At 36.3% G+C, this 25,817-nt stretch carries 31 protein-coding genes and 1 pseudogene; 29 read left to right on the top strand and 3 right to left on the bottom strand.

Annotated elements, in window-relative coordinates:
- Positions 1–95: 95 nt before the first annotated feature.
- Positions 96–1,862, bottom strand: a complete 1,767-nt coding sequence (locus tag A8F95_RS14935) for a hypothetical protein (RefSeq protein ID WP_065411228.1) — start codon at positions 1,860–1,862, stop codon at positions 96–98.
- 465 nt (positions 1,863–2,327) lie between these two features.
- Here A8F95_RS14935 and A8F95_RS14930 point away from each other — a divergent pair, with 465 nt between their 5' ends.
- Together A8F95_RS14930 and A8F95_RS14925 are read left to right on the top strand one after the other, a co-directional pair.
- Positions 2,328–4,397 carry an ATP-dependent nuclease gene (locus tag A8F95_RS14930; RefSeq protein ID WP_065411227.1) on the top strand — a complete coding sequence of 690 codons (2,070 nt, stop codon included), beginning with the start codon at positions 2,328–2,330 and terminating at the stop codon, positions 4,395–4,397.
- 7 nt (positions 4,398–4,404) lie between these two features.
- On the top strand, positions 4,405–6,309 hold the full coding sequence (locus tag A8F95_RS14925) for a UvrD-helicase domain-containing protein (protein WP_065411226.1): 1,905 nt from the start codon (positions 4,405–4,407) through the stop codon (positions 6,307–6,309).
- A 61-nt stretch (positions 6,310–6,370) separates the two neighbouring features.
- On the opposite strand, the gene A8F95_RS23245 is transcribed toward A8F95_RS14925, so the two are convergent.
- Complete coding sequence (locus tag A8F95_RS23245) at positions 6,371–6,733, bottom strand: helix-turn-helix domain-containing protein (protein WP_077247390.1); 363 nt, start codon at positions 6,731–6,733, stop codon at positions 6,371–6,373.
- Between the two features lie 147 nt (positions 6,734–6,880).
- On the opposite strand from A8F95_RS23245, the gene A8F95_RS14915 reads away from it, so the two are divergent.
- From A8F95_RS14915 to A8F95_RS14860, 14 genes are all read left to right on the top strand, one after another.
- Positions 6,881–7,105 carry a helix-turn-helix transcriptional regulator gene (locus tag A8F95_RS14915; protein WP_065411225.1) on the top strand — a complete coding sequence of 75 codons (225 nt, stop codon included), beginning with the start codon at positions 6,881–6,883 and terminating at the stop codon, positions 7,103–7,105.
- 13 nt (positions 7,106–7,118) lie between these two features.
- Positions 7,119–7,301 (top strand): helix-turn-helix domain-containing protein, encoded by a 183-nt coding sequence (locus A8F95_RS14910; RefSeq protein WP_065411224.1) that lies wholly within the window; start codon positions 7,119–7,121, stop codon positions 7,299–7,301.
- A gap of 63 nt (positions 7,302–7,364) precedes the next feature.
- A complete protein-coding gene (locus tag A8F95_RS14905) occupies positions 7,365–7,898 on the top strand; it encodes a helix-turn-helix domain-containing protein (protein WP_065411223.1) in 534 nt (177 codons plus the stop codon).
- A 57-nt stretch (positions 7,899–7,955) separates the two neighbouring features.
- Positions 7,956–8,108 (top strand): hypothetical protein, encoded by a 153-nt coding sequence (locus tag A8F95_RS22600; RefSeq protein WP_176713719.1) that lies wholly within the window; start codon positions 7,956–7,958, stop codon positions 8,106–8,108.
- Positions 8,109–8,208: 100 nt separating this feature from the next.
- Positions 8,209–8,421 carry a YqaI family protein gene (locus tag A8F95_RS14900; RefSeq protein ID WP_065411222.1) on the top strand — a complete coding sequence of 71 codons (213 nt, stop codon included), beginning with the start codon at positions 8,209–8,211 and terminating at the stop codon, positions 8,419–8,421.
- 97 nt (positions 8,422–8,518) lie between these two features.
- The gene (locus tag A8F95_RS14895; RefSeq protein WP_065411221.1) at positions 8,519–8,713 is read left to right on the top strand and encodes a hypothetical protein; all 195 of its coding nucleotides are present in this window, start codon (positions 8,519–8,521) and stop codon (positions 8,711–8,713) included.
- Positions 8,713–9,630: a hypothetical protein gene (locus tag A8F95_RS14890; protein WP_065411220.1), complete on the top strand. Its 918-nt coding sequence runs from the start codon at positions 8,713–8,715 to the stop codon at positions 9,628–9,630. The genes A8F95_RS14895 and A8F95_RS14890 overlap by 1 nt, the downstream gene beginning before the upstream one ends.
- Entirely contained in the window at positions 9,584–10,387 is an 804-nt protein-coding gene (locus A8F95_RS14885) for a PD-(D/E)XK nuclease-like domain-containing protein (RefSeq protein ID WP_077247389.1), read from the top strand. Before A8F95_RS14890 ends, A8F95_RS14885 begins: the two co-directional genes overlap by 47 nt.
- On the top strand, positions 10,384–10,551 hold the full coding sequence (locus A8F95_RS22595) for a hypothetical protein (protein ID WP_176713718.1): 168 nt from the start codon (positions 10,384–10,386) through the stop codon (positions 10,549–10,551). The genes A8F95_RS14885 and A8F95_RS22595 overlap by 4 nt, the downstream gene beginning before the upstream one ends.
- The gene (locus A8F95_RS14880; protein ID WP_065411219.1) at positions 10,551–11,246 is read left to right on the top strand and encodes an endonuclease domain-containing protein; all 696 of its coding nucleotides are present in this window, start codon (positions 10,551–10,553) and stop codon (positions 11,244–11,246) included. The genes A8F95_RS22595 and A8F95_RS14880 overlap by 1 nt, the downstream gene beginning before the upstream one ends.
- Before the next feature lie 16 nt (positions 11,247–11,262).
- On the top strand, positions 11,263–12,315 hold the full coding sequence (locus tag A8F95_RS22590) for a hypothetical protein (RefSeq protein ID WP_065411218.1): 1,053 nt from the start codon (positions 11,263–11,265) through the stop codon (positions 12,313–12,315).
- A 73-nt stretch (positions 12,316–12,388) separates the two neighbouring features.
- Positions 12,389–13,084 carry an ATP-binding protein gene (locus A8F95_RS14870; RefSeq protein WP_176713717.1) on the top strand — a complete coding sequence of 232 codons (696 nt, stop codon included), beginning with the start codon at positions 12,389–12,391 and terminating at the stop codon, positions 13,082–13,084.
- 12 nt (positions 13,085–13,096) lie between these two features.
- A complete protein-coding gene (locus A8F95_RS14865) occupies positions 13,097–13,282 on the top strand; it encodes a hypothetical protein (RefSeq protein WP_065411216.1) in 186 nt (61 codons plus the stop codon).
- Between the two features lie 5 nt (positions 13,283–13,287).
- Positions 13,288–13,728: a DUF1064 domain-containing protein gene (locus tag A8F95_RS14860; protein ID WP_065411363.1), complete on the top strand. Its 441-nt coding sequence runs from the start codon at positions 13,288–13,290 to the stop codon at positions 13,726–13,728.
- 367 nt (positions 13,729–14,095) lie between these two features.
- Here A8F95_RS14860 and A8F95_RS14855 read toward each other — a convergent pair whose 3' ends face one another.
- Positions 14,096–14,338, bottom strand: a complete 243-nt coding sequence (locus A8F95_RS14855) for a hypothetical protein (protein ID WP_065411215.1) — start codon at positions 14,336–14,338, stop codon at positions 14,096–14,098.
- Positions 14,339–15,695: 1,357 nt separating this feature from the next.
- Here A8F95_RS14855 and A8F95_RS14850 point away from each other — a divergent pair.
- From A8F95_RS14850 to A8F95_RS14795, 13 genes and pseudogenes are all read left to right on the top strand, one after another.
- Positions 15,696–15,902 carry a DUF3954 domain-containing protein gene (locus A8F95_RS14850; protein WP_245671355.1) on the top strand — a complete coding sequence of 69 codons (207 nt, stop codon included), beginning with the start codon at positions 15,696–15,698 and terminating at the stop codon, positions 15,900–15,902.
- Between the two features lie 66 nt (positions 15,903–15,968).
- A complete protein-coding gene (locus A8F95_RS14845; protein ID WP_065411214.1) occupies positions 15,969–16,364 on the top strand; it encodes a DUF2500 domain-containing protein in 396 nt (131 codons plus the stop codon).
- 158 nt (positions 16,365–16,522) lie between these two features.
- Positions 16,523–16,906 carry an ArpU family phage packaging/lysis transcriptional regulator gene (locus tag A8F95_RS14840; RefSeq protein WP_065411213.1) on the top strand — a complete coding sequence of 128 codons (384 nt, stop codon included), beginning with the start codon at positions 16,523–16,525 and terminating at the stop codon, positions 16,904–16,906.
- A gap of 396 nt (positions 16,907–17,302) precedes the next feature.
- Positions 17,303–17,791 carry an RNA polymerase sigma factor gene (locus tag A8F95_RS14835; protein WP_218060674.1) on the top strand — a complete coding sequence of 163 codons (489 nt, stop codon included), beginning with the start codon at positions 17,303–17,305 and terminating at the stop codon, positions 17,789–17,791.
- Positions 17,788–18,693 carry an anti-sigma factor family protein gene (locus A8F95_RS14830; RefSeq protein ID WP_065411211.1) on the top strand — a complete coding sequence of 302 codons (906 nt, stop codon included), beginning with the start codon at positions 17,788–17,790 and terminating at the stop codon, positions 18,691–18,693. Before A8F95_RS14835 ends, A8F95_RS14830 begins: the two co-directional genes overlap by 4 nt.
- Positions 18,694–19,525: 832 nt before the next feature.
- A complete protein-coding gene (locus A8F95_RS22585) occupies positions 19,526–19,675 on the top strand; it encodes a hypothetical protein (protein ID WP_176713716.1) in 150 nt (49 codons plus the stop codon).
- Between the two features lie 142 nt (positions 19,676–19,817).
- Positions 19,818–20,009: a hypothetical protein gene (locus A8F95_RS14825; protein WP_065411210.1), complete on the top strand. Its 192-nt coding sequence runs from the start codon at positions 19,818–19,820 to the stop codon at positions 20,007–20,009.
- Positions 20,010–20,056: 47 nt separating this feature from the next.
- Positions 20,057–20,266 carry a hypothetical protein gene (locus tag A8F95_RS14820; protein ID WP_065411209.1) on the top strand — a complete coding sequence of 70 codons (210 nt, stop codon included), beginning with the start codon at positions 20,057–20,059 and terminating at the stop codon, positions 20,264–20,266.
- Between the two features lie 85 nt (positions 20,267–20,351).
- On the top strand, positions 20,352–21,062 hold the full coding sequence (gene terS / locus A8F95_RS14815) for a phage terminase small subunit (protein ID WP_065411208.1): 711 nt from the start codon (positions 20,352–20,354) through the stop codon (positions 21,060–21,062).
- Positions 21,062–22,261 (top strand): annotated as a pseudogene (locus A8F95_RS14810) (PBSX family phage terminase large subunit); the annotation flags it as partial. The gene terS and the pseudogene A8F95_RS14810, both read left to right, overlap by 1 nt.
- A gap of 212 nt (positions 22,262–22,473) precedes the next feature.
- Positions 22,474–23,217, top strand: coding sequence for an HNH endonuclease family protein (locus tag A8F95_RS14805; protein WP_065411206.1), 744 nt, complete (start codon positions 22,474–22,476; stop codon positions 23,215–23,217).
- A gap of 134 nt (positions 23,218–23,351) precedes the next feature.
- The gene (locus A8F95_RS14800; protein WP_065411205.1) at positions 23,352–24,896 is read left to right on the top strand and encodes a phage portal protein; all 1,545 of its coding nucleotides are present in this window, start codon (positions 23,352–23,354) and stop codon (positions 24,894–24,896) included.
- Positions 24,893–25,792, top strand: coding sequence for a phage minor head protein (locus A8F95_RS14795; RefSeq protein ID WP_065411204.1), 900 nt, complete (start codon positions 24,893–24,895; stop codon positions 25,790–25,792). The genes A8F95_RS14800 and A8F95_RS14795 overlap by 4 nt, the downstream gene beginning before the upstream one ends.
- Positions 25,793–25,817: the final 25 nt, after the last annotated feature.

The raw sequence follows: 25,817 nt of genomic DNA, 5'->3' as shown, positions 1-25,817 counted from the left end.
TTCTTAGCAATATTTTTTACTAAAAGAGGCCTATGTAATAATGCCAATGCCGTTGGAGAATGCACCTCTAACGGCATTATTATAGTTATTAAAATTTAAGGTAGGCAAGTGATGCGCGCTATTATCCCTAATTCTTTACATGTAGATATAAAAGATGAAAGAAGCCAAAGAATCTGTACAACTTGGTGAGGACAAGATTTTCCTTCTTTCAAATTTTTCAATCCATTTTCTAACTGTGATTTAGAAAGAAAATTTACTACTATAAAAATTTCTTTTATAGAGCTCGGAGAGTTTAATGTTTTAAGCAAGGAAGCTCCTCCAGCTGTAACTGAATCTCCAACTCGTTTAAGAGCTATATTAGTTTTTGGTATGTTCTTATGCCATCTGGTTATTTTTCGTTCTAAATTAGAAGGTGACATATTCATATTGCCGATATTTTTAAGTGCTTGTCCAATAACGATCTGAAAATCAGATGCCGAAAGTGTAGATTCTCCGTATTTGGCGTGATAATAACATATTTTTTGTAGGTTCTTTATAGAAATAAAGTCTGCAAATTCATTTCCTAGATCATCACAAAATAAATAGTCAACGTCTAAAGCTAGAGTATTTTCTATAAAAAAGAATAAAGATTGTTTATCAAAACTTACAGAACTGGTGGGGTAGTTATTCCCCTTTTCGGATGTGATTTTTTTCAGTGAGTCATAAGGTACTAGTACTTCTAAGAATGAATCTAAATTTTCAAGTAACTTTGAGTCTTTAAATAGCTTTTTATTTGAATAAACATATTCTACTTCTGAAAAAGCAACAATAAAAGTTTGATTTTTATTAATATACTCCAAAAGTGTTATATGTTTGGACTGATATTTGATAATTATATTTTTTAACTTTTTTGAATTAACAATAATTGAAGATTTATTTATTTTTAATTTCAAGTTTTTATCAATTAGGTTTTCAATCTTATATGTCTTTGTATTAATTTTATCCTGTTCAATTTTGCAAAAGGTATCTAATTTTATTAAAAACTTTTGAAGGTTTATTTTTTTTTCTTTTCCTTCAAAGTTATATACTGTATCCTCAATTAGACCATTATCTATATCATCTATTAAATCATTAAAGAGAAACAGAACGGAAGTAGGCTCTAGTGAACCTAATATTGACTTAGTAGATATCGGTGTAGAAAAATTATCTAAATAGGATTCTGCTAATTCAAAAGCTTCAACTTTATCCACTATTTCAACCGCCCATTTAAAGTAATCAAAAATTGTTACTTTCTTGCCAAGTCTGTTTATTTTGGAAGTATTGAAAGCGAGAGAGATTCTATTATCATTCTCCTTTATACGCATATTATTGACTATATATTTACTTGAATAAATAGGAGAAAAAGAATTTTGTAAGTCATTTGCTTCAATATTGCGTTTTCTGATCGAGTTATTATTAATATCCATATTTAACATGGAAATTTTTTCGAAGGTGGAGTTATTATTTAAAAATAAACGTGAGATTGTTGTATAATCTACATCTGAAATATGGTTTTTTAACAGAGAATTGAACCCGCTAATATTTTTTTTATTTATTACTAACATATTTGAATACTGCAGCAGTAATAAATATGCGTATTTTATCTCTTCTTCATTACCTTCTCCCTCTAAAAAATTAGGTTTTCCTTTATATTTAAATATACACAGTGAATATGAAATATCTTTGCCGCTTATAGTATATGGTGCATTAATTACTCTTGCTGCGTAAGGCCCAGATTTTCTTTTAGAAACAGTAATAAATAAGTTTTTTATAAAATTATCTGGAAGACGAGTATTTATATGATAAAAATATGCTGTTTCCCCAAGAGATAATCTATCAATCATTTAAATCACCTTATAATTTCTATTTGGTTAGCACTTTTCAGTTTTCTTTTAACTCTTCAAGCGGTTCCTTGCAGAAGCTAAGAGCTTTGAGAGGGTTTCTTCCTGTATACTGTGGAAGATAAAAAATCATTTCCTTCCATTATCCTACAAAATCCCTCAAAGTTCTATAACTATCATTCGACCTTTAATGACAAATAGCATGGTTTTTATGTAGTATAATAGTTGCTGTTGATTGGTTTTGTTTGGTAAAAATGTAAATGCTTAATTTGATAGGTTGATAAAATCTCTTGAATTTTTAAAGAGCAAGAAAAGGAAAAGTACTGTTTACAAATAAGGGTACTAGTATAGGCTGCCTTCATAAATCAAAAATAATTAAAAGAGTATAGATTATCATGTGAATGGTATTCAGGTTTAAAAAAGACATCGAAATTTCCAGAAAATACATTCAAAATGAGGCGTCAAATAATGAAATTAAGAAAACTTAAGTTAAAAAACTTTAGGTGCTTTGGTCCGGAGGAAACAATAATAGACTTTAATGACTTAACTACAATAATTGGAGCCAATAGTGCAGGTAAAACTGCAATAATGCATGCTTTAATTAAACTATTTGGTGATACCGGAAATGAAAAGGAAGTGTTACGATCAGACTTTCATATTCCGATGAATAAAAAGCCAGATGAAATCCTAAAGAATAATTTGAGCATAGAAGCTATGTTTGAATTCCCTGAGTTAAAAGAGGATAAAGAAAGTTACGCAGTACCCATTTATTATGAAAATTTTATCGTTTCTGCACCCGGACAACCTCCATTTATGCGAGTGTTACTAGAAGCTACATGGCAACAAAGCAGTAATCCAGAAGGTATCATAGACAGTAAATTTTACTTTTTAAAAGCTAAAGAGGACGAAGAAATCAAAGAAGAAAAAATGAAGGCTATGACAAAACATGATAGGTCACATATAAAAGTGATTTACGTACCTGCCGTTAGAGAACCATCATCACAGTTAAGAAACGCTTCTGGAACCCTTTTATGGAGAGCGCTAAAAGGAATAGTTTGGACCGAAAAAGACAAACAAGGAATCCAAAAACAAATCGATTTAGTAGATGAAACATTTAGCCTACAACCAGGAGTATCTTTAATTCAAAAAACAATCTTTGACCAATGGCAGAATTATCATAATGAAGAAAGGTATAATAATGCATCGATAAAATTTAGTAGCACAGACTTAGAAAATATATTAAAAAAAGTGGAAGTTGAATTTACACCGACCGAGACGGATAGAGCATATAAGATTGATTCATTAGGCGACGGATTAAGATCTTTATTTTATCTATCCCTTGTAGATTCACTTTTAGAAATAGAAAATTCTGCACTTAATGAAATGTCAAAACAGCCGGAAATTGATAAAAGAATTTTTAATATAGAACCCCCAGCTTTGACTCTTATAGCTATAGAGGAACCTGAGAATCATATTGGACCGCAACTATTAGGAAAAGTCATTAAAAATTTAGAAAGAATTGCTAGACGAGAAAATTCTCAAACAATGTTAACGTCCCATAACCCATCAATTGTTAAACGAATAGACCCTGTGAATCTTCGTCATGTGAGAATGTGCAGAAAAACTTTTAAAACTATAGTTAATAAAATAACTCTACCTTCGGATAAGACAGCGGAGTTTAAATATGTAAAAGAAGCAGTACAAGCATATCCTGAAATATATTTTTCCTCCCTAGTCATACTGGGAGAAGGTGATAGTGAAGAGATTATATTGCCAAAAGTTCTAGAATCATCAGGAAAAGATATAGACGCTAATGGAATTGCTATAGTGCCACTAGGAGGAAGGCATGTCAATCACTTTTGGAGGTTACTAAATCAGTTGGAGATACCCCATATCACTCTTCTTGACCTCGATAGAGAGAGGTATGGTGGTGGATGGGGCAGAATACAATATGTTTTAAAGCAATTAATTGGATTGGGAATTCCTAAGGATCAATTACTAAAATTAAAAGATGGCAGAGTTATGTTGGATAAGGATTTAGAAAGGATGCATGAGAAAAGTTTAGAGGGTAATGGAGTCACTATTCTAAATAAATGGATCAAATTTTTAGAAAAATACAATGTCTTTTTCTCTAATCCTTTAGATATCGACTTCTTAATGTTAGAAGCATTTAAAAGTTATTATCTAGATACGATAAATGAAAATGAAGGACCTTTTATTAAAGGGTTAGGAAAGATCAAAAATATTACTGAAGTACAACAAATAGAATCTGCAGATTATCAGGCAAGAGTACAAGAAGATATTAAGAAAACACTTAAAACGGAAGGCGGAGACGGTAGTACTTACACAAAATCTCAAAAGGGATTAATGATTTGGTATAGTTACTTCTTTTTGAGTAGAGGGAAACCAAGCACACATATATTAGCTATTTCTTTAATGGATTCACAAGCCTTTTCAGAAAAGTTGCCCAGAGTATTTAGAGAAATAACAAAAGTTTCTAACAAATTATTAACCCCCTTAAATAGAGATTTGGGGTGAACAAAAAGTGAATTATACTGATTTAAGTAATTGGCAACCATCTGGTGGCCTTATATTAGAGAAAAATGCTTTGAAGGCTGTTATAGAGAATAAGAATACTTTGATAATTGCTGGTCCTGGCGCAGGAAAAACGGAATTATTAGCTCAAAAAGCATGTTATTTATTAGAAACGAATACTTGTCCATATCCTAAAAAAATATTAGCAATTAGTTTTAAAAGAGATGCGGCTGAAAATTTGGCGGAGCGCGTAGAGAGAAGAAGTGGTAAGGAAATATCTAAAAGATTTGTATCTAAAACATATGATTCCTTTGCAAAACAGTTACTTGATAACTTTTTGTATGGACTTCCAGAGAAGTATAGGCCAGATGCAGATTATATGATAGCTATACAAAATAGACAACAAAATGATATCCGCCAAGCATTTAACTTGGCAGGTGCTGTTTCCATTTTAGAATTAAGCAATACAGAGTATAATAACTTACTAAATGAGAGGTTAATAGAGCAACGCTTACCTTTGAATGAAGAAAACCAAAGTGGATTAATAGTCAAGAAAGCTTGGGATATTTTGCTTCGAGGACAGACTCCAGATTTCTCTCCCGCCTTAAGTTTTCAAATGATTTCTAGGTTGGCGGAGTATTTAATTAGGAGTAATCCGTTAATACAAAAAGCCCTTACACAAACTTACAGTCACGTTTTTCTTGATGAGTTTCAAGATACAACAGATATTCAGTACGATTTATTGAGAGCGTGTTTTCACAAATCGTCCTCTATTATTACCGCTGTAGGTGATAACAAGCAAAGAATAATGCTATGGGCAAGGGCTAAAAAGGATGTGTTTGAAGCTTTCAAAGAAAACTTCTCTGCTAGAGAACAACGACTAATTATGAATCATAGATCTGCCCCGAGATTAGTAGAAATACAAAAGTTAGTTTATAGCTATTTAAATGATGAAGAACACGATGTAAAAACGAGTAAAAAATGGGGAGAAACAGATGGTTTATCAGAATTATGGTTATTTCCTGATGCAGAAAGAGAAGCTGAGGTAGTAGCGGAAAAAATTAACTCATTTTTAGTTGCTGAAAATTTAAAACCCAGAGATATATGCATATTAGTAAAACAATTGCCTGATACATATGGCAAAATGATTATCAATAGTTTAAAAGAGTATGGTATTACTGCAAGAAACGAAGCGGTTTATCAAGACTTTTTGAAAGAGGATATAGTTAAATTAATCTTAAACATAGCTAGCTGCGCGTTAGATAAGGAAGATACGGAGTCATGGATTTATTTGTTAGATATTCTAAAGATAATGAGAGGATATAATAGTAGTAGAGACTTTGAAAAGTTAAATTTATTAATAAGAGAGACGAAAGAGTTTTTAAAGGATATTTACCGTTCATTTCAGGATATAAATTCTAAGGCCATGCTAACAGCAGTTATATGGAAAGTTATAAATTTTTTAAATATGAGTTATATTAAAGGATTCTACCCACAATATAAGCAAGGACACTTTTTAGATGAGCTTATCAATAAGTTAATAGACTTTATTTGGAATGAATATAACTTGTCCAATGAGTGGATTACCTCCATTGAAAATTTAAAAGGAGTAAACTCAATACCTATAATGACAATCCATAAAAGTAAAGGGTTAGAATACGATACTGTTATCTTTATAGGTCTAGAGGACGGTGCATTCTGGAACTACATAAAGCAAAGAGAAGAAGATACTTGTTCTTTCTTTGTTGCGTTATCCAGAGCAAAAAGAAGAATAGTTTTTACTTTTTCACAAGATAGAAAAGTATCAAGCTCACGTTATACAATGCAGAAAAGAGAATCAATTAAATCGTTTTATGAGATACTAAGCCGATCAAAAGTTGTTAAGGAAATTGATTTTGTGAAAGATAGCAAATAAGATAATGAGTATATGCTAGTATTTAAAGAAGAAGCCATGTGATGTATGGCTTCTTTTATTATTACTTCTTATTTCTCTTCTTAATAACTTCCCAGATCTCCCGCAACTCCTCTAGCTGTTCCTCTGGAGACTCCTTCATTTCTTTAAAGAACAAATTCAATTCAGGGTTATTAAAGAATTCCTTCATTTCTTTTTCATCGTCAGTTTCAATATTAAAATTATTTGTTCTACCTAGAAGAAAATCAGTAGATACGTCGTAATAATCTGCTAACTTTCGAAGTAACTCGTAATCAGGCTGACGGGTTCCTCGTTCGTAAGCTGTATAGGCCGGTCTTGTAATTCCTAAAAAGTCTGCGACTTCTTGCTGAGTTCTTTTCTTTTCTTTTCTTAAACTTATGAGCCGTTCTGACAACAAAGGTTCCACGCCCTTTCCACCTCTATTTTACAGTAACAGTTAGTTACTTTTGAAGTTATGTAACAAAAAGAAACTTTTTTATCGAAAAAGTGTTGACTATGTAACGAATTGATACTAAAATTAATGTAACGAAGCGATACAAAGGAGGTGCTAAGCTTGAGAGTGTGGCTTAAAGAATTGCGGCTTCAAATAGGGATGACTCAAAATGAAGTTGCAGAGAAGTCAGGCGTAGAGCGCGCGTATTACACAATGATTGAATTAGGAAGTCGCAACCCAAGCGTAGAGGTAGCCAAAAAAATTGCTCATACTCTTGGATTTAATTGGACAATTTTTTTTGATAATATATGTAACGAAACGAAACATAATCAAGAAGTCTGTTAAGGAGGCAAATTAAATGACCCGCCAAACAATGACCGTCCAGGAAGCTGCTGATTATCTCGGTGTATGCACGGACACCATTTACAATATGGTCCGTGAAAAAGAAATCCCACACTTTCGGGTACGTCGCCGAATCTTTTTCACTACAGCAGCCATTGATGACTGGATTCGTCAACAAGAGCAACAGGTAGTTTCTTAAATCTACCATACTACTAATTTATGTATTTAAAAATTGAAAACCAAATACAAAGGAGGAAGGATCATGACGATCAAACCGTCAGCAGAAGTCGGAGAAGCCGTAAGAAACTTGCTGATAGAAGAGGACATGACAAACGAACAAATGGCACTAGATCTTAATATCTCAAAGCAATTGGTTAGCCATTACAAGAATGACCGCAGGAGGATGCAGCAGGACATTGCTAAACAATCAATCCGAGTGTATGAAGACAGCCCAGAGTACATAGGAGAGCTGCTCTATGAGTTTTCCGATGGTTATACTTCACCAGTTTTAAAAGGACCAGCTATAGAAAGGCATAGGTTGGCGCTAGAAGCGAATGCAGAAAGAGAGATAACTGAGGCTCTTAATAAAATACGAACAGTCTGTTTGGCTAAACCACCTAGCAACATTAATGAGAATGAAAAAGAAGGCATTGCTCAAATGATGGACGAGTTACTTGAAGCTAGGGCGTTTATCGATAACTTGAATATGATGCTAGAAAAAGAATATGGAATTCCAATTAAAAAGCGGATCAAGAAGCTGCTGCCTCAATGGAAAGCAAAAGGATGGCTGTTGTAAGGAGACTTATCAATCAGATAAGAGAAAGAGAACCATTCAAATAGGGGGATGACCAAAATGTATTTCACTTTATCAGCAAGTCGTTTAATGAAGGCTTCCGAAGTAAGAAAGCTATGTAAGGAAATGAGGGATAATCCGGTTTTGCTTTTATCAGTGGAGTTTGAAGCTAAAAAACGTTATTTCGCCTCAAAAGAAAAAGCGGCAAGTTAATCGGAGTTGCTCACCGTCATATGGGTGAATGAAAACATTATAACATATTTTACCTTTTATGAGAAGTTTTCCGTTATTCATACGAAGGAAGGTGTATCAAATGAATATTGAACATCCTGCAATTACTCGCACGATGGAAACAGGTTATGCAAACATGATGAGTCAGCCAGAACACGTTGGTATTAATGCTTTCGGTGATGAAATACTAGTAGGGGATGACATTATAGAGATCAATGGTGAAGTGATCTTAGAGAAGAATTTGGAGGATTATTTAATTGAATATCTTGGGGCAACCTTTAAAACAGCGGAATGAAAAAGACTCGCTTGGCAGAGCGAGTCAGATTCTTACAAAACAAGATTTCTTTTATTGTAACTGACTTTAAAAACTGAATCAAGAGGAGCGGATTGGAATGGATATTTGTTTAGAGAGTCACTTTAATCGAACAAAACAGACCTTCCCGGATATGGACAATAAAAGAGCTTTAGATTCTGTATATATAGGAGTCAGTCAAGCAGTTTCTGAAGTAGGTACACATGCAGATTTAAAGGAACTCGTTAAGCAATATAACGATTTATTATCAGTCATTATGAAGGAGGCCGTTTAATGAACCAGTTAACTGAACAATTTAATCAGCAACAACAGCAACCTGGAGTACTTGGACAAGCATCCGCTTCTCGTGAAATGGAAGAGGTGAAAGGAGCGATCTTTCTAGCAAAGCAATTTCCACGAAACGTTTTCCAGTCCGAACAGCGCATTTTAGATTCCTGTAAGCGGCCTGCCTTAGCGCAGGTTGCCATGTACCAATATCCACGTGGAGGAACAAAGGTTACTGGACCTTCTATTCGATTAGCGGAGGTGCTTGCTCAAAACTGGGGAAATATTTCATTCGGTGTAAAAGAGTTAGAGCAGCGTCCCGGAGAATCGGTTGCTATGGCGTATGCTTGGGACCTTGAAACGAACGTCAGACAAGAAAAAACTTTCACTGTTAAGCATAGCATTGGAACGAAAAAAGGATTAAAGCAGCTAACTGACCCACGGGATATCTATGAAAAAGTAGCAAATGACGGTTCTCGCCGGTTACGTGCTTGCATCTTGGGCATTATCCCCGGAGACATTGTTGATAAAGCGATTGCGGAGTGTGAAGAAACACTTCGAGGAAACAACAAGGGACCGTTAAAAGATAGAGTAGCCAGTGCGCTAAAAGCTTTTAAAGAACAACATCGTGTTACACAAGACATGATTGAAGAAAGATTCGGCTACAATGCGGAAGCTTTTACGGAGTACGACTATTTAGAACTTATCAAGATTTTCAACTCGTTGAAAGACGGAATGTCTAAAGTAGAAGATTGGTTTGATAAGAGTACTTCGAAGAAAAAGAAACAAAGCCAACTAGCCAAGTCTTTTGAAAGTGAAAAGCAAGACGATGCTGAACCTCAGAAGGAAGCAGAAGAGAAGAAAGAAGAGGTGAAGCCAAGTGTTGCAGAGATGGACTTTGACCAAGGAGAATTATCATTCGATTGAAGCTAATCAAAAATTCTTCTCTGTTTCACAGTTTAAAAGTTTTATAGAGTGTGAGGCGAAAACTATGGCGGAGTTAAATGGGGCTTACAAAGAGCCCCACTCCAACGCCTTGTTAGTCGGCTCCTATGTTCATGCAGCTTTTGAAAGTAATGAGGCATTTGAACAGTTTATTGAAGAAAACAATAGAGCAATCTTCAAATCACGTGGCGGTAAGTATTCAGACTTTGAAACAGCGGATCGAATGATTGAAGCGTTAAAAAGAGATCCCTTTGCCATGTTCGCTATGGAGGGGGAAAAAGAAGAGATTTACACAGCATACCTGTTTGGAGCGTATTGGAAAATTAAAGTGGACAGCATTCATCATAGTCGCCGGACATTTAGTGATTTGAAGACGACACAAGACCTTTATAAACGGTACTGGTCAGTTAAGTATGATAATTGGGTTTCTTTCGTGGAAGCTTGGGATTATGTGCTTCAAATGGCTTTGTATCGAAGAGTTTTGCAGGAAGCTACAGGAAGTACATATACACCTTATATTGTTGCAGTAACAAAGGAGAATCCACCGAATAAAGCGGTACTGCATTTCGATGAAACCCGCTTCAATTTCGAGTACGAATACATTGAAATGAAAATGGAGCGACTGATCGAAGTGAAGGCTGGAAAAGTAGATCCTGTCCGCTGTGAGAAATGTGATTACTGCCGAATGACCAAACAATTGAATGACACTATAGAGGTTGGTGAGTTGATCTGGCAATGATCATTCAAACTCGTGTTCTTCTTCCTAAACGATTATGGGAGGAAGCTCAAAATAAAGAACAATTGAAACAGCTAATCCTGCAGTATATGAACAAGTGTTATCCAGACTATGCAATTAAAAGAGTGAAGAATGGATTTGCTATATGTGAGAGGAGAGAAGATTAATGAAAGAATTAGAACAGCTGGAACCTAAAGAATTGATAATGGCTTTGGTGAGAAGAGGATATTTTTTGAAATCTGCAGGTACTGGGGTTTTTATAAGGTCATCAATAAATAACAAAATTGATGATGAAATTAAACATCTTGTTAAAAAGAGAACACCTGATCTATTAAGATACCTAAATACTGATTATCCAAACGAGGTATTAGAGAGCATCTTAAACTTATTGAGTGAAGTTGAGAGTCTGGCACCTAATACCCAACATATCATCCTAAATGAAATAGAGGCTGAACTCACTATATTAGTGACAGAAGCGAAGAGCTGTGATTCACCTTTAGAATTTGAATTGTATCTATATCTAAAAACTTCTATAGAACATTTTAATAGGGTACATTCTACACCTTTTTGGGTGCACACTCAGTACCCTATAACAGCAAATGGTCATACCTATAGAGCGGATATGCTAATCTGTCCTGCTGGTTCTGAAAATGACACAAGTCGCATTCAACTAATAGTTGAATGCGATGGACATGACTTTCACGAAAAGACAAAGGCACAGGCGCAGAGGGATAAGAAGAGAGATCGGGATCTTCAGATAGCAGGCTATCGCATCATCAGATTTTCTGGCAGCGAAATATTTAAAGATCCATATGGATGCGCAAAAGAAGTAACGGACTTTCTGGAGACTTTGATTCGGTAAAGGAGCGATCGGGGACATGGATAATCGAATACAGGCATCGGGGTTTGTTATCCAGCCCCGATTACAGTTCAAAAATGTTAAAGACAAAATGCTCTATCAGTTGTTTAACGACCTGGCAAACTATGAAGATAGTATCAACTGTAGAAGAGGTCAATTGATTACATCTTCTTTAAGTCTCTCAAGTGAAACAGGCTGGTCCAGAGCTGAAATAAGAAGCTCTATCAAAAGGCTTGAGGATGGGGGCTATATCAGATCGAAGCCATTTAAAAAGAATAAAGGGCTATTAATAACTGTCTTAAATTACGATAACTTTCAGAAGTTGGAGGGTTATAACAAAAAAAGCAACCAACAGAAAAACCAACAAGGCGACCAACACAAGAACCAATGCAAAAACCAACAAGAAAAAACTGAAAAGCCTTGTGGCAGTAGAGAAGAAAGAGACTTGAAAAGCATTAATGACCAACAGAAAAACCAACAGAGTGACCAACTAAAAAATCAACAGAAAAACCACACTATAACAGCATTTATAAACAGCATTACTAACATCAATAAAACATTAAAAGAGTATATCGACGAAGCGAACGTCAAAAACATGAATTTGACTTCCATTAACGACATTGAAATTTTTGTTGATTTCGCTTTGCAAACCAACGCTTTACCAGAAGGCACATCAAAGAAAATCTTGGTTGCTTATTTTGATTGCATCCGTCTTAATCGACAAACCTGTAATATTTCAGCTGCCCTATTGACTAAGCACATTGAGAAATTAAACAAGTACAGTGTAAATCAATTGCATTATGCCCTCTGGAAGCACGTTGAACAGTATGATGATAAGCGCGAACAGTATACGTTAGGTATCCTTCGAAATACAAAAGAGCATGAAGCAAGACGTGGGCTAATGATCTTAAAGAATAGGAAAGGAGCTATCACGAATGGAAATGATGAGCAACTTGCTACAGCGGTTGGAGCAGAGCAATCCAGTACTCGCGCAGAAGCTGAAAGACTCGAACAAATTGCCAGAGAAAAAGGTCTTCTCAGAGAGATACGAGACACTGAGTTTGATTTCTGAAGAATGTCCTTATCGACAATGTGATGGCACAGGTCTTATATGGATCAAGGACCATGAAAAAAATTATGAGTTCATGAAAAAATGCAAGTGTCGAGAGATTAAAGTGTTAGAACGAAAGCTTTCAGCTGCACAGATGCCAGATGAGTTTAAGAGCATAACGATTCAATCGTTTAATATCAACATATATGAACAAGATGAATCGAAAAAAAGGGCAGCTAAAGCAAAGCGTATTGCCGGTAATTTCGTAAAAAATTTCGATCTTATGAAAGAGAAGGGGAAAGGACTTTACTTGTATAGCTCAATCAAAGGAAGCGGCAAAACAAGGCTAGCGGCTAGCATCCTAAACGCTTTGCTAAAAACACAAGATTCAAAAGAGAATCCGTTGAGCATTTACTATTCTCCGACAGCTGATTTGATTGGAGAGATCAAAAAAACTTTTTCGGAAGAATCAAGTATAAGGTCATCAGACATTATCGATTCAGTAAAGAAAGTAGATGTGCTGATTTTAGATGATATTGGGGTGGAAAAAGTAACGGATTGGGTGGAAGAAACTTTCACGCGCATTTTAGATTTCCGTCTACAACATCAAAAAATAACGATTTTCACAAGCAATCTCAGCATTGATGAGCTGGATTACAAATATCCACAGGGGCGGATTAGCAGTAGAATCGAAAAAATGACTTATCCAGTTCATATGCCGGAAGAAAAGATCCGCAGCAAACTAGCTAAGCAAGAAAATGAAAATTTACTAGATTTGTTACTCGAATAGGGGGAAGAGAGAATGTGCAATTTATGCAACGGCACTTATGTAGCCACAAATGACATTGGATTTGGGTGGATGAAACAGCCTTGTCCAAAGTGTGGGCCAATGCCGGGAGATATCCAGAAGAAGAGGCAAGAAGAGTTTGATAAACGATTAGAAGAAGCTATGCGGCTGGCTGAGTTAGTTGGGAAGGATGCAAGTTGAGGAAAGTGAAATCAAAATATGGCTCTAAGAAAGTGGTGGTGGACGGCATCACTTTCGATAGCAAAGCTGAAGCGAAGTATTATAAGCATCTGAAACGGCTGCAGGCGAATGATCGAATTCTCTTCTTCCGGATTCAGCCACGGTACTTGCTCCAAGAAGCTTTTACGAAGAATGGTGTAACGCACCGGAAAATTGAGTATGTGGCCGATTTTGAAGTGCATAAGAAAAACGGAAGCATTGAAGTAGTAGACATCAAGGGAGTGGAAACAGAAGCTTTTAAGATCAAGAGGAAGCTGTTTGAGAAGAAGTATCCCCATATACTGAGATTGCTTACATATAGTCCGGCTCATAAGGGGTTTTTGCCGGCGGAAGAGTATCGGGCTTATATGCGGAAGAAAAAGAAGGTGAGGGAAGCAGATAGACGCGCTGTTAGGAAAGTACATTGATCTAGGAGAAAACATTGGATAAAAAAAGCATTAATCAGATTTACCGATTAATACCAAACGCACTAAGGAAATATGTTCGCAGATGAGGGCTCTTAACTGAGCATCTTTACATCTGTTTAATTCACTAAGTAAATGATTTAATTCTCTTGCGAAGATCAGACGCTCGCTCTCACTTACCATAGTGACACTCCTTCTCACAGTAAAAAGACTGTGAAAGGCAAGTTTACCAATAATACCATTTTCCCACAAGAGGCAAATCTCTAAATAAACAATTATCAGGAGGTTATTTAACTTACTTGTTTTGATTAGACATATTTACTGGATATTCCGCTGAAACTGTGAAACAAAGATTGCAAAATAAAAATCCCTAATTAATCAGAGTTTTTTCGTAACTATTTTGCAACGCTTTATCAATAGCTGAAATTGTATCTTCAATATCATTATAGGTTTCAGTAATAAGACTTTTCAAACAGGTTATTTGATAACCATTCTTTTGATAGCATACGGAAATTAGTGGCGTACCATCATTATGCTTTAAAGTTAGTACTATTTCACAAGTAGAGAAATCTTTTAAGGTTTTTAACATTGTTTCTGTATGATTTGATGACATGTCTTATGGTGCCTCCCTTCTATTAAGGTGAGAGGGTGACTAAGAACAGTCTCTAAATTCTCAAAATAACTTAATTTTTATTCGTGCATCCACTATAGCATGACAATAACTTGAAATTCATGAGTAATTTGTCAGGGGGTGTCTTTCGTGGTGCGGCATGTTCCATTGAAAGTGCAGGATTAAGTGAATTGTATTTACTATGAAGTTCATCCAGTGTATCCAAGTGATTTTGCGGGCGTGGAGAAGCACTTGTAACCTACAATGACTTGTTGTTTGACTGACCACAATTCGTAAAAGTAGAGGGGCAAGAACGAGGGGAGTCGGCTTCCCGACTACACCCGTAGAGTAGTTGTCGGTATTAGTCCGTGTTGCGGGCTTTAAAAGGTAAAAATATTATATGTGTGAAATTTTGTTATGTTGTCAAATTAGTGGATTGCATCAAAAAAGCCAGGAAAACTCCTGGCAGATTTATTAACCTGTATATGTTCTAAGGGGGGACGAACAGATGACTCTTTAAGCATTATTTCCAAATTGGATGAAAATATACAAAAGAGCTAGGAGCGCTCCTGACTTATCTAAAGCGAAATGCATTTAATGGAATAAGCTAGGGTCTGTCAGTAGTATGTATTCAAAGAGATAGATTCTTAAGCTATTCATATATCTGACTGGTCACTAAGGAACAGAGCTTTACTTAAAAGCTTGATATCAGAATATATAAGGCTTTTTATAGTGGGATTTTCACATTTATAATAGTCGTCTGTTAAACGTTTGAGTTCATGACAGATAAGTTCTATTGGAAGCACAATAAGTACCCCTTTCCGGTAATTATTACAATTATGAAGGTGATTTATAATATATTGAAGAAATTTGTCGAAATATTTTTGTCAACAAGGGAAATTATATCAGACTGCACTGGAAATTTGTACTTGTTTAAAAAGATAAGCCTTATACACTAAGTCGTATTCCGTTGAAAAAAGAAGGAGGAATCAACTTGAATTTTTAATAGAAGTGCAATCTAACGCTTTTAGCAGAGGGATTGTGCTTATTGGCAGAAGACACTAAAAGATGGATAGCTTTCATGTTGACGGTAAGTGATCCAGTTGAAGAGTATGTGCAGTAACAATGTTACATACTGGATTTGTTTCAGAAAGAATTGGAAAGAAGAAACACTGGTCACTTATAATGGTTTGCCGTTTGGTTGGCCACAAGTTCATATTGAGGGGGTTAAAAAGTTGAAATGTTGCGCTCCTGGATTGTTGTGATGTTATCGACGGAGTGAATTATATCAAAAAAGCCAGGAAAGCTCTCGGCCTTTGGAATATCGTCGGTACCTATATCTTAACAGATCGGGGACGTCTTGCTGAAAGAAGCAGCAATTAATTTAGAAAAAATGACAGCAGAAATTAATCTAATGGAGAATGCAGTTTACGTAGTTATTGATGGTCAGCTGACGAAGGTGACGTCTAAACAATTTGGAGAAGACACGATCATCTGGAAGGAGGGTAGGGTGTTTGACGTGATAAGAAGCCAGCGGGTTAGAATGTCTGGTCAGGATGTCATTTAAAGGAAAATTGAATCTTTCTGTTATTTTATTCGTATATTTTTATATCACAACAAGGGGGTATATTTCATGTACGAGGTTAGTGAAAGTGGGGATTGGCTATTTACATTCGCGCCTACATTCATAGGGATTATTTTTGTAACTATTTTTATAGTGATAATAGTTAACTTATTCAAAGGTCTTAGTCAATGGATAAAAAATGAAGAGTCTCCTCGCTTATCTGTTCCTGCAACGGCAAAAGTTAAAAGAACAAATGTTGCTAGACATACTCATCACAATCATCACGATAACACAGCCCCTCTTCATAGTTCCTCCACGACTTACTTTATCACATTCGAATTCGAAAGTGGTGATCGGTCAGAGTTTCGTGTTTCAGGTAAGGAGTATGGAATGATTGCGGAAGGAGATGTTGGCACTTTAACTTTTCAAGGAACAAGGTATATTGAATTTACTAGAAAAAATTAAGTTATAGGAGTTAATCTTCGTAGATAGAGGGTTTAATGAATAGTCCGCAACTTAATAGATAGCCTAACGGAAAAACCGAGGGCACCAAAACTTTAAGGCAGTATGGAGCTGCTTAATTGTTTGGTGTCCTATTTTATTTTTATAAGGGGGTAAGGGATATGAATGCAATACAATTAAAGTTCTTTAGAGAGATAGATGAGAAAGAAGTACAAAAATTGATTATTGGAGAACTCAGAGACTATCGGGCACTTAAAGTTCAAATAGAGAATAAAAAAGAACAGGAAGCAGCCGGTGTTATTAATCTGTTTCCCTCAGTACGGCAGCAAGATCGGCTCAATGAGTTAAAAGTGAAGCAAATCGAACGTGCTTTAGAGAACAGCCTGGACTTTATTGAAAGGAGAATCATTGAAATGAAGTATTTTACTTCTCAGGAGACGAAGGACATTAATATTTATATGGAACTAGGCCTAAAGAAAGGAAAATACTATGAGAAGAAGAGAGCGGCTATATATCGTCTGGCTACAGCGCTTGGAATTATCTGAGCGCTGTAGATTTAAAACAAAGATTGATAATTCTTAGTAAAGTTTGATCAAAATTCTGTGTTAAAACAGGATTTTTATTTTTTATTGTTGATTTTGTAAACCTCTATTTATGTTACTCCATTAAAGGGCCAGATTGTTGAAGATCGCCTTGGTAATAAGATATTAGTTAGTATAAAGATTGTATATATTTCACTTAAACTAAACCGATTTCAGTGTGAACAATGTGGAGGAGAAATGTTCCCTGAATATTATAAAGGGATACATGGGCAGGAGTATCGACTACAGGATTTCCAATAATTATGGTAGAGGAAAGAAGGACCGGGCGTACTTTGTACGGTTTTCTTATATTTTTGTAAGATATTTGAGTTTATCGCGTCTTATATGTAAGGAGGTGAGATGGTGACACAGCTTGAGGATATTTATAATACATACTTTAAAGATGTATTTTTATATGTGTATAGTTTATCTGGCGATAAGTATATCGCTGAAGATATCACTTCGGAAACTTTTATGAAGGCATTAGCATCGCTAGACAGTTTCAGAGGGGATAGTGATATCCGTGTTTGGTTATGCCAAATTGCCAAAAACAGTTATTACTCTTATTTGCGTAAGAAAAAAAGCTTTGTAGATTTAGAGTCACTTCCAGAACCAGCTAGTGAAGACAATGTAGAACAAGAAATAACCACTACAGAAGCGTCTATGAAGGTACATGAAATTATCCAGAATTTAAAAGAGCCCTATAAAAAAGTCTTTACGCTCCGTGTATTTGGAGAACTGTCATTTAAGCAAATTGGCAAATTGTTTGCAAAAAGTGATAACTGGGCTTGTGTTACTTATCACCGAGCTAGAGAAAAGATTAAAGCGCGATTGGGGGATTATCGATGAAAATTAGCTGTAATATGATTAGGGATATACTGCCGTTATATGTCGAGGATATGGCAAGTCAAGATACTAGAGATATCGTTGAAGAACATATAGCTTCTTGTGAAAACTGCAAAAAACGACTTGAAGAAATGAGGACGCTTGAAGAACTGCCAATAGATACTGATATAGATCCCTTAAGAAACATACAAAATACATTGCGAAGGGAAAAGCTGCAAACAATTATTCTTTCAGTCATGGTAACATTGGTTTTTGCAGTGGTTACAATGGCTTATCTGACAGCGCCAGCATACATTTCTTATAATGAAAATGCGGTTTCAATCATTGAAAAGGGTGATGGAACTGTACTTTTGAATTTTAGTGAAGAAGTATCCGGATTCCATGTAGAAAAATATCCAGCAGCAGACAATTCAGGTTATGTCTATGATATAACTACATGGGAAACGATTTGGCACCAGAAAATAAGCAAAAACAACCTAGAAAATACTGTCTTAAACCCGAATGGAGAAACGGTCGCTTCAATCTATTATTACAATACCGATGGAAGTGAAAATATTTTAATTTATGGAGATCCAATAACGGATGGTTCTGTTATTATGTTACCTCGGCTAGTTTTAAGCTACTATGTGATATTTGCTATAGGATTTTTACTCATTTGTGGAATTGGATTGGTCATATTCCGTAAGAATGAAAAAATAAGAAATGTACTAGAAAAAATTATTCTATTGCCTATCTCCTACCTGTTTGCTCACTTACTTATAAAAGGTCTTCACTCTACAACTTACCTTGCTAGACGAGACTTTTATGCAATATTACTAGTCACAATTTCTTTGTATTTTGCGTTGTTAGCTGGCAGGAACATATTAAAAAAATTATCAATCAAGAAGCCGAATAGCACTTTATGATAGTTGTTGCTTTCACTGGTTTATAATAGACTCACTAATCAGCGATTCTTTTCTTAATTTCAGTTCTATTTTACTTGATACGGAAAGGTTTCCTGATGGATTCAGATTTCTAAAACATGGCCAAAAAGTATCCTTTGAATTGGTTGTAAACCCAAATTCTACTGATCAGAGGCAAGTTGCAGAAGATGGACTCATTATTTCTGATTAATGAGTCCATCTTCAACAAACGGGCGCGATTGTTGAGAAATATAGAATAGATAGGAAGTAATTAACTTTTTATAAAAGAATGAGTCAATTGAAAATATTAAGAGTATGTTTTGATCAATCTTTTTTTCAAAATATGCTCTTTCTTTTTGTTCGTTTATCAAGGTTATTAGTAGTAACTTGATCAATCATTGCTCCAAAGCTACAAGTGCTGTTATTTTATTTGGAAAAAAATCGAATAAAAACCGGATAAATTTCGGACAAAAATCGAACAAAATGGGTACCATTTTGGGCACCTTTTTATTTTTCCATTGAAGGTAAGATTTTCTTATCAGCTAGTTACTTGGCTGGTAGGAGAAGCATCTTTCCTTTATCAATGATGTACTCGGATGGATCGAATAGCGATGAAGGTTACCAGCTGTACAGGGGGAGTAATCGGAGCTTAGCAGGATTGCGTGCGATCGTCACGGGGATGCAATTGGTGAAAGTCCAATGCAAGGTGTGGTGCAATAATGGCCTGCCGTTTCCACAATCCTAGCTATCCTCCTGGGTGATTGAACGGGAGCGGAAAACCTAAAAATATAAAAGCAAATAGCGTAAGGCGGTGCTTATTGAGAGGGAGATAAAAATGAAAGAACATTTTTCTATAGCTGATAAAGAGAAATTAGCTGCTATTTCTGTTGAAAAAGAGAAGTTATCCAGAAGAGACATTTTGGAGCTTATGGGTACAAATAGAGATACATACAAGCGGGTTCGCGGTAGCATAAAGAGGAAATAAATATAGCTTATTCGCTATCCTTGCGATAGCGTTTTTTCACTAGAACCAATTGTGCTGACGATCTCTTCACCGATTGCCGGTATTTGTCGAATAAATGATGTAGGAAAATATTCCCTTATATCGAACTGTGTAGATAGAGGGGGTGTGTAAAATAAAAAAATATTCAATTGATTTTTATTGCGAAAATAATGAAGTTTTTACACTGGATGTACAGAGAAATTCAGAAGAGGAACTTAAGGATGAACTTGAAAAGGCGAAAGGGTTTTATATAGTAGAAAATGGTGGCATTAATTTGGCTAATGTGAAGAAGTATGAAATTAAGGCTATTGTTTAGGTGTTGTACCAAAGGTTTTGATTAGAAAGTCAAAAGGAGGATATAACATGGCAAAATTCAATATAGAATTTGAACTGGTTAATGGTGATAAAAAATTATATCTTGAATATGAAAGACAAAGTTATACTCGAGTTGCAAGCGAAGTAATGGATAGTTCAAATGGTTGGTTCGGAACAAAAGGTGATTTGACAAATTTGTCTAATGTATTAACTTGTAGAATTATAGAAGTTGATGAAGATGGATATAAAATAGAATAGTTTTATTGATTAATAAAGCATCCTTCGGGGTGCTTTTTTCTTTCCCAAAACAAACATAAATATCGGAGGTGGCAGGTGATGTAGCATGGCTGAAAAGTATGTATTAGCAGAAAAAGATTACGTCAAAGGCATGAAATACAAAGACATTGCTGAAAAGTACGAGGTATCTATCAACACGGTAAAGTCTTGGAAAAAGCGTTATGGATGGAATCGCAACCGGGGTGCACCCTCGGAAAAAAGTGTGCACACAAAAAAGAGAGGTGCACCCAAGGGAAATATAAATGCCAAAGGAAATAAAGGTGGGGCTGCTCCAAAAGGGAATCAGAATGCTGTTACTCATGGCTTCTTTTCTAAATTTCTCCCCGAAGAAACGTTAGAGATTATGGAAAGCCTCAATGAACGGTCACCAGCTGATTTAATCTGGGATCAGATTCAAATTCAGTATGCTGCTATTATCCGGGCTCAGAGGATTATGTTTGTTGATAGTAAAGAAGAAATGATCAAAGAGCTCAAAAAGAAAAAGGATGCAGACTTTTCGGAAGAACGAGAATGGGAGTTTCAGTTCGCTTGGGATCGTCAGGCAACGTTTTTAAATGCTCAATCTAGAGCAATGGCTGAACTTCGCAATTTGATTAGACAGTTTGATGAACTAGCACATATTGATGATGAACGTCGCTTGAAGCTTGAGCAAATGAACCTCACTATCCAAAAAACCAAAGCTGAAGTTGATAAGCTATCCAGCGATGATGACGGCCCAATTGAAATTCTTATTAAGCGAAAGAGTGAGGGTTCATGATTGAAAAAGAAGTAAATCCTCACTTCGAAGATTTTCTTTTTGATTGGTCAACAAAGTTTCAGTTTCTTGTCGGAGGTTATGGCAGCAGCAAAAGCTATCATGTAGCCCTAAAAATTATTTTAAAGCTACTTGAAGAGAAACGGACCGCTTTGGTTGTCCGAGAAGTGTACGACACACATAGGGATTCTACATTCTCGTTGCTTGAAGAGATTGTTACTGATCTAGAACTGGATCATAAAATCAAGTGTGTTAGCTCTCCCATGCAAATTCGCTTTCCAAACGGCAGCAAGATCATCTTTAAAGGGATGGATAAGCCAGCGAAATTGAAATCAATCAACAATGTTTCTCTTATATGGGTAGAAGAATGTTCTGAGGTCAAATATGCAGGCTTTAAAGAATTACTTGGCCGTTTAAGACATCCAGCCTTGAAACTGCATATGATTCTTTCAACGAATCCAGTGGGAGAGGATAACTGGACCTATTTGCACTTCTTCAAAGATGAGCAGAATAACCGCTTCATTCTTGATGACCAGGAGCTGTACAAACAGAAAACTATCATAACGAATGACACATACTATCACCACTCAACGGCTGATGACAATTTATTTTTACCTGAAAGCTATATTGAACAGTTGGAAGAGCTAAAAGAGTACGATCCAGACCTTTACCGCGTTGCTCGGAAAGGTCATTTTGGCATGAATGGAAAGCGAGTGCTGCCACAGTTCGAAGAAGCTCCTCACAATGATGTTTTAGAAGCAATAAACAACATTGGGAAGCCACTGTTCCGTACTGGAATGGACTTTGGATTTGTGGATTCCTTTAACGCTGCTTTACGTATGGTGGTAGATACAGAGAAGCTTTACTTGTACATCTACTGGGAGTATTACAAAAATAATCAAACGGATGATGAGACAGCGGAGGATCTAAAGGAACTTAGGGAAAACGGTGAGCGGATTATTGCTGATAGCGCAGAGCCGAAAACCATTCGATATTTCCGCAAACAAGGCTTCAACATGGTTGGTGCTCATAAGTTTCCGGGCTCTCGCTTACAAAACACAAAGAAAATGAAACGATTCCGTAAAATTATCTGTTCCGATGAATGTCCAAACACAATCCGTGAATGGAAAAACCTTGTGTACAAGGTAGACCGAAACGGCCACATCATACCGGATGAATTCAATATCGATGCTCACACGTTGGTGGTATAACTAGACGTGTATAAATCGCGGGATTAAGCGGGAAGGCTGAAATTGCTAATCCGAACCGAAGGCTATGAAATAAAAGGCATAGTCAGGGGCAGAGACTAGACGATGAGGAAACAATAATTCGTCCACGAGACCGCGAAATTCACTGTTGATAGTATTAACATTGTGTTATTTGGTACGTTATAATATTCATGAGGTGATATTATATGATCCAGATAAACACTTTAAAAGGGTATGAAAACGTATTAGACATTTACTTTATTGACGAAAAAGGAAATGTATATTCGGAAAGTAAAAAAGGGTATTTGTTTCAGCATGATAATGGAAGAGGTTATAAAGTAGTTTCCCTAAAAATCAAAGGTATAAGGAAATGGAAAAAAGCATACGTACACCGGCTGGTTGCTATGGCATTCATTCCAAATCCCACAAATTTACCGGAAGTTAACCATAAAGATGAGAATAAAGAAAATAATGATGTCTGCAATCTAGAATGGATAAGTCGTATTGATAATGTGAACTACGGTACGGGCACTGAAAGGCAAGTGCTTAAAAGAACAGAAACGATTTTTGTTTACGATTACCTTCTCAATTTTGTGGGGGAATTTAGGGGGATGAATCAAGCTACTATACAAACACTTGGCTATTCACAAACAAGAGGACTGAATAGAAGGGTTAAAAATTATTATTTTCTAAGTGAACCACTAAAAATTGAGCAGATAATCAAGATTAATAAAGAATCAGGATATCAAACTGTAGTTGTCGAAAATGTGCATACGGGAGAAAAAAAGTATTTTCCGAATAATAGAAGAGCAAGAGAGTTTTTTGAAAACAAAGTGAATGTTACTGATGCGATTAAATATAACTGGTTAGTTAGAGAAAAATTTAAGATATACCCTTTGGATTACAGTGAATTAAAAGATAGTCCGATCTTACGGGAAAAACAACCGTAAGAAGCAGAGAATAAAGAGTCTTTGCGATAACAAAATGTAGTGCCGCTTGGTATGGTTTAGACGGATATGAGGTAGCTGATCTAAAAGAAAAACAAAAAGAGAGAAAACGGCCAAAGCGCGAAAGGAGGTAAACAATGAGCCAGCAGAAGTTAAATGTCCGTGTGTTTAAGACAGAAGGACTTTCTGTAAATAGCAAACAAATATACGATGATCCATTTCAGTCCTCCTATGGAGATGATATTGTTCAACCGCCTTACAATTTGAAAGAGTTAAAAGCAATCGGTGAGTACTCAACAATCATTCAACAATGCATAGATGCGTACAAAACAAACATTGTTGGATTTGGGTTTCAGCCTGAATATGTATTTGATGTGAATGATGAGACTCTGTCTGTAGAGGAGAAGAAAGCTGCAGAAGAAGAATGGATTCGGCTTGAAGAATTTATTCGTTATCTGAACTATGACGAGGAAGCTGAAACGATTTTGGGCTATGCACTTGAAGATCGTGAAAAGATGGGAAACGGATATATCGAGGTTTTACGAGACTCATTAAATCGGCCAGCTGGTATTGAATATGTGGATGGCCAGTATATGAGAATTGGTGCCAGAACCGTTCCTGAAGAAGTGGAGTATTTCATCACAGAGAATGGTGAGAAGAAGCAGATTAAGCGGTGGCGTACATTCCGGAAGTTTGTCCAGATGATTAATGGAAAGAAAGTGTACTTCAAAGAATACGGAGATCCACGAATCATGAATCTGGCCAATGGGAAGTTTGATGAAAATACGCCGGAAAACTTACGCGCAACAGAAATCATTCATTTTAAAATTGGGAGCGGTACATATGGCGTTCCTCGCTGGATTGGCCACATTGTACATTTATACGGTGCTAGGAAAGCGGAAGAGCTCAATTATCTGTACTTTAAGCAAGGGCGTCATGTACCAGCTGTTATCACAGTAGAAAATGGCATGTTGTCGGAGGACTCTTACACAGCCATTCAAGAATATATGAATGGCATTGAAGGCGTAGAGAACGCTCATAAATTCTTATTGTTAGAGGCGGAGGGGATAGAACAGGAAGGCTTGTCAATGGGGGATGAGAAGATTACTCCAGTAAAAGTAGAGATTAAACCACTTGCTGAAATTCTTCAACAGGACGCGCTCTTCCTGGAATACGATCAAAAAAGCCGTGACAAAATCCGTTCTGCTTTCCGGCTGCCGCCTTTATATACAGGTGAGTCTCAAGATTATAATAAAGCCACGGCGGATACGGCTCGGAAAGTGACGGAGGAGCAAGTCTTCCAACCTGAGAGAAATAATATTGTAGGTAAGCTCAATACGTTGTTTCTGCCAGACTTGAATATTTTTAATGTCAGGTTAGCTTTAAAGGGACCGAATTTTGGTGATCCCCTTGAAACAGCTAATGCATTAACGCCATTTATTAATGCTGGAGCAGCTGTACCTAACGATTTAAGAGATTTACTAGGACACTTACTCGGAAAAGAACTCGAAACACTTCCTGATGAGTATAACGTGCCGTTCCCAGTGGTCTTAAATAGTCTGCAGCAGCAACAAAGCAATCCACTAGCCTTGTTGACCAAATCAAAAGCAATGCCAGGACAAAATGAGTTGATTAACATTTTAAAAGACTTACGGGATGTGCTGGAGGAGATTCGGTCATGAGCAAAGTGGACAAATTACTAGTAAGCCTGAATGAGTACATTGCTAAAGCCGAGGAAGAAGGTGAAAGGCTCACAGATGTTATTCCTGACTTCCTCGGTTTAGAAAGTATACCCGGTTATGTTGAAGTTTATGAGAGAAAGATAGCTAAATTGCTAAGGAAACAGCGGAAGTATTATTTAGACGGTGTTAAATCCTATATAGGAAAGGACATCACTTTGCAGGCCTTATTGATCTATCTGACAAGCAATCTATTCGCAGAAGATGAATTTGCAGAGGAAATGGAGGAAGAGACATCTGCTTTTCTTCAGTTAACAATAGCTGGTTTGGCTGCTGAACTAATGGATGCAATAGATAAAGACGTGCCTTTCGAGACACTATCTAACCGAAGCGTCACTTGGATTGAGGAGTGGTCCAAGGAACTTGGTAAATTGATGGAGTTGAACACTCATGAAGCGCTTGAAAGGGAGTTGAAAAAAGTCATTGAGGAAGGCGGCTCTATTCAGGATGCAGAGCTAGCCATAAAGGACTTGCCTGAATTTGACCGGCAACGTGCTCGCACAACGGCAATAACAGAGGTCTTAACGGCATCATCTGTAGCTCAAGTTGAAGCCTATCGTCAAAGCCCAGCAGTGGAGAAAAAGCGGTGGCGACATTCTGGATCAAAGAAAAATAAACCGCGCAAAGAGCATCAAGAGTTAGACGGTAAAGAGATCCCTGTTGATGAAAAGTTTAATGTAAATGGTTATGCAGCCGATTATCCGAGAGATCCATCTTTACCAGCCAGTGAGCGGGTGAATTGTCATTGCGTGCTATCTCCCGTGGTTAGTGAATCTATTCTTGGATTAAGTAAGGAAGAGAAAGAGGAGTTGAGACAACAGGTAATGAATGAAGTATAAATTATACGCTTAGGCCAGCGTAGCA

The sequence above is a fragment of the Pseudobacillus wudalianchiensis genome (assembly GCF_001685015.1).
Classification (GTDB): Bacteria; Bacillota; Bacilli; order Bacillales; family Domibacillaceae; genus Pseudobacillus; species Pseudobacillus wudalianchiensis.
The sequence above is the reverse complement of the archived record's forward strand: the minus strand, read 5'-3'. Positions and strand labels throughout refer to the sequence as shown.

Coding starts and splice junctions, on each gene's coding strand:
- A8F95_RS14935 (WP_065411228.1), bottom strand. CDS start 1,862: ATGATTGATAGATTATCTCTTGGGGAAACAGCATATTTTTATCATATA.
- A8F95_RS14930 (WP_065411227.1), top strand. CDS start 2,328: ATGAAATTAAGAAAACTTAAGTTAAAAAACTTTAGGTGCTTTGGTCCG.
- A8F95_RS14910 (WP_065411224.1), top strand. CDS start 7,119: ATGACCCGCCAAACAATGACCGTCCAGGAAGCTGCTGATTATCTCGGT.
- A8F95_RS14905 (WP_065411223.1), top strand. CDS start 7,365: ATGACGATCAAACCGTCAGCAGAAGTCGGAGAAGCCGTAAGAAACTTG.
- A8F95_RS22600 (WP_176713719.1), top strand. CDS start 7,956: ATGTATTTCACTTTATCAGCAAGTCGTTTAATGAAGGCTTCCGAAGTA.
- A8F95_RS14900 (WP_065411222.1), top strand. CDS start 8,209: ATGAATATTGAACATCCTGCAATTACTCGCACGATGGAAACAGGTTAT.
- A8F95_RS14895 (WP_065411221.1), top strand. CDS start 8,519: ATGGATATTTGTTTAGAGAGTCACTTTAATCGAACAAAACAGACCTTC.
- A8F95_RS14890 (WP_065411220.1), top strand. CDS start 8,713: ATGAACCAGTTAACTGAACAATTTAATCAGCAACAACAGCAACCTGGA.
- A8F95_RS22595 (WP_176713718.1), top strand. CDS start 10,384: ATGATCATTCAAACTCGTGTTCTTCTTCCTAAACGATTATGGGAGGAA.
- A8F95_RS14880 (WP_065411219.1), top strand. CDS start 10,551: ATGAAAGAATTAGAACAGCTGGAACCTAAAGAATTGATAATGGCTTTG.
- A8F95_RS22590 (WP_065411218.1), top strand. CDS start 11,263: ATGGATAATCGAATACAGGCATCGGGGTTTGTTATCCAGCCCCGATTA.
- A8F95_RS14870 (WP_176713717.1), top strand. CDS start 12,389: ATGAAAAAATGCAAGTGTCGAGAGATTAAAGTGTTAGAACGAAAGCTT.
- A8F95_RS14865 (WP_065411216.1), top strand. CDS start 13,097: ATGTGCAATTTATGCAACGGCACTTATGTAGCCACAAATGACATTGGA.
- A8F95_RS14855 (WP_065411215.1), bottom strand. CDS start 14,338: ATGTCATCAAATCATACAGAAACAATGTTAAAAACCTTAAAAGATTTC.
- A8F95_RS14845 (WP_065411214.1), top strand. CDS start 15,969: ATGTACGAGGTTAGTGAAAGTGGGGATTGGCTATTTACATTCGCGCCT.
- A8F95_RS14840 (WP_065411213.1), top strand. CDS start 16,523: ATGAATGCAATACAATTAAAGTTCTTTAGAGAGATAGATGAGAAAGAA.
- A8F95_RS14835 (WP_218060674.1), top strand. CDS start 17,303: ATGGTGACACAGCTTGAGGATATTTATAATACATACTTTAAAGATGTA.
- A8F95_RS14830 (WP_065411211.1), top strand. CDS start 17,788: ATGAAAATTAGCTGTAATATGATTAGGGATATACTGCCGTTATATGTC.
- A8F95_RS22585 (WP_176713716.1), top strand. CDS start 19,526: ATGAAAGAACATTTTTCTATAGCTGATAAAGAGAAATTAGCTGCTATT.
- A8F95_RS14820 (WP_065411209.1), top strand. CDS start 20,057: ATGGCAAAATTCAATATAGAATTTGAACTGGTTAATGGTGATAAAAAA.
- terS (WP_065411208.1), top strand. CDS start 20,352: ATGGCTGAAAAGTATGTATTAGCAGAAAAAGATTACGTCAAAGGCATG.
- A8F95_RS14805 (WP_065411206.1), top strand. CDS start 22,474: ATGATCCAGATAAACACTTTAAAAGGGTATGAAAACGTATTAGACATT.
- A8F95_RS14800 (WP_065411205.1), top strand. CDS start 23,352: ATGAGCCAGCAGAAGTTAAATGTCCGTGTGTTTAAGACAGAAGGACTT.
- A8F95_RS14795 (WP_065411204.1), top strand. CDS start 24,893: ATGAGCAAAGTGGACAAATTACTAGTAAGCCTGAATGAGTACATTGCT.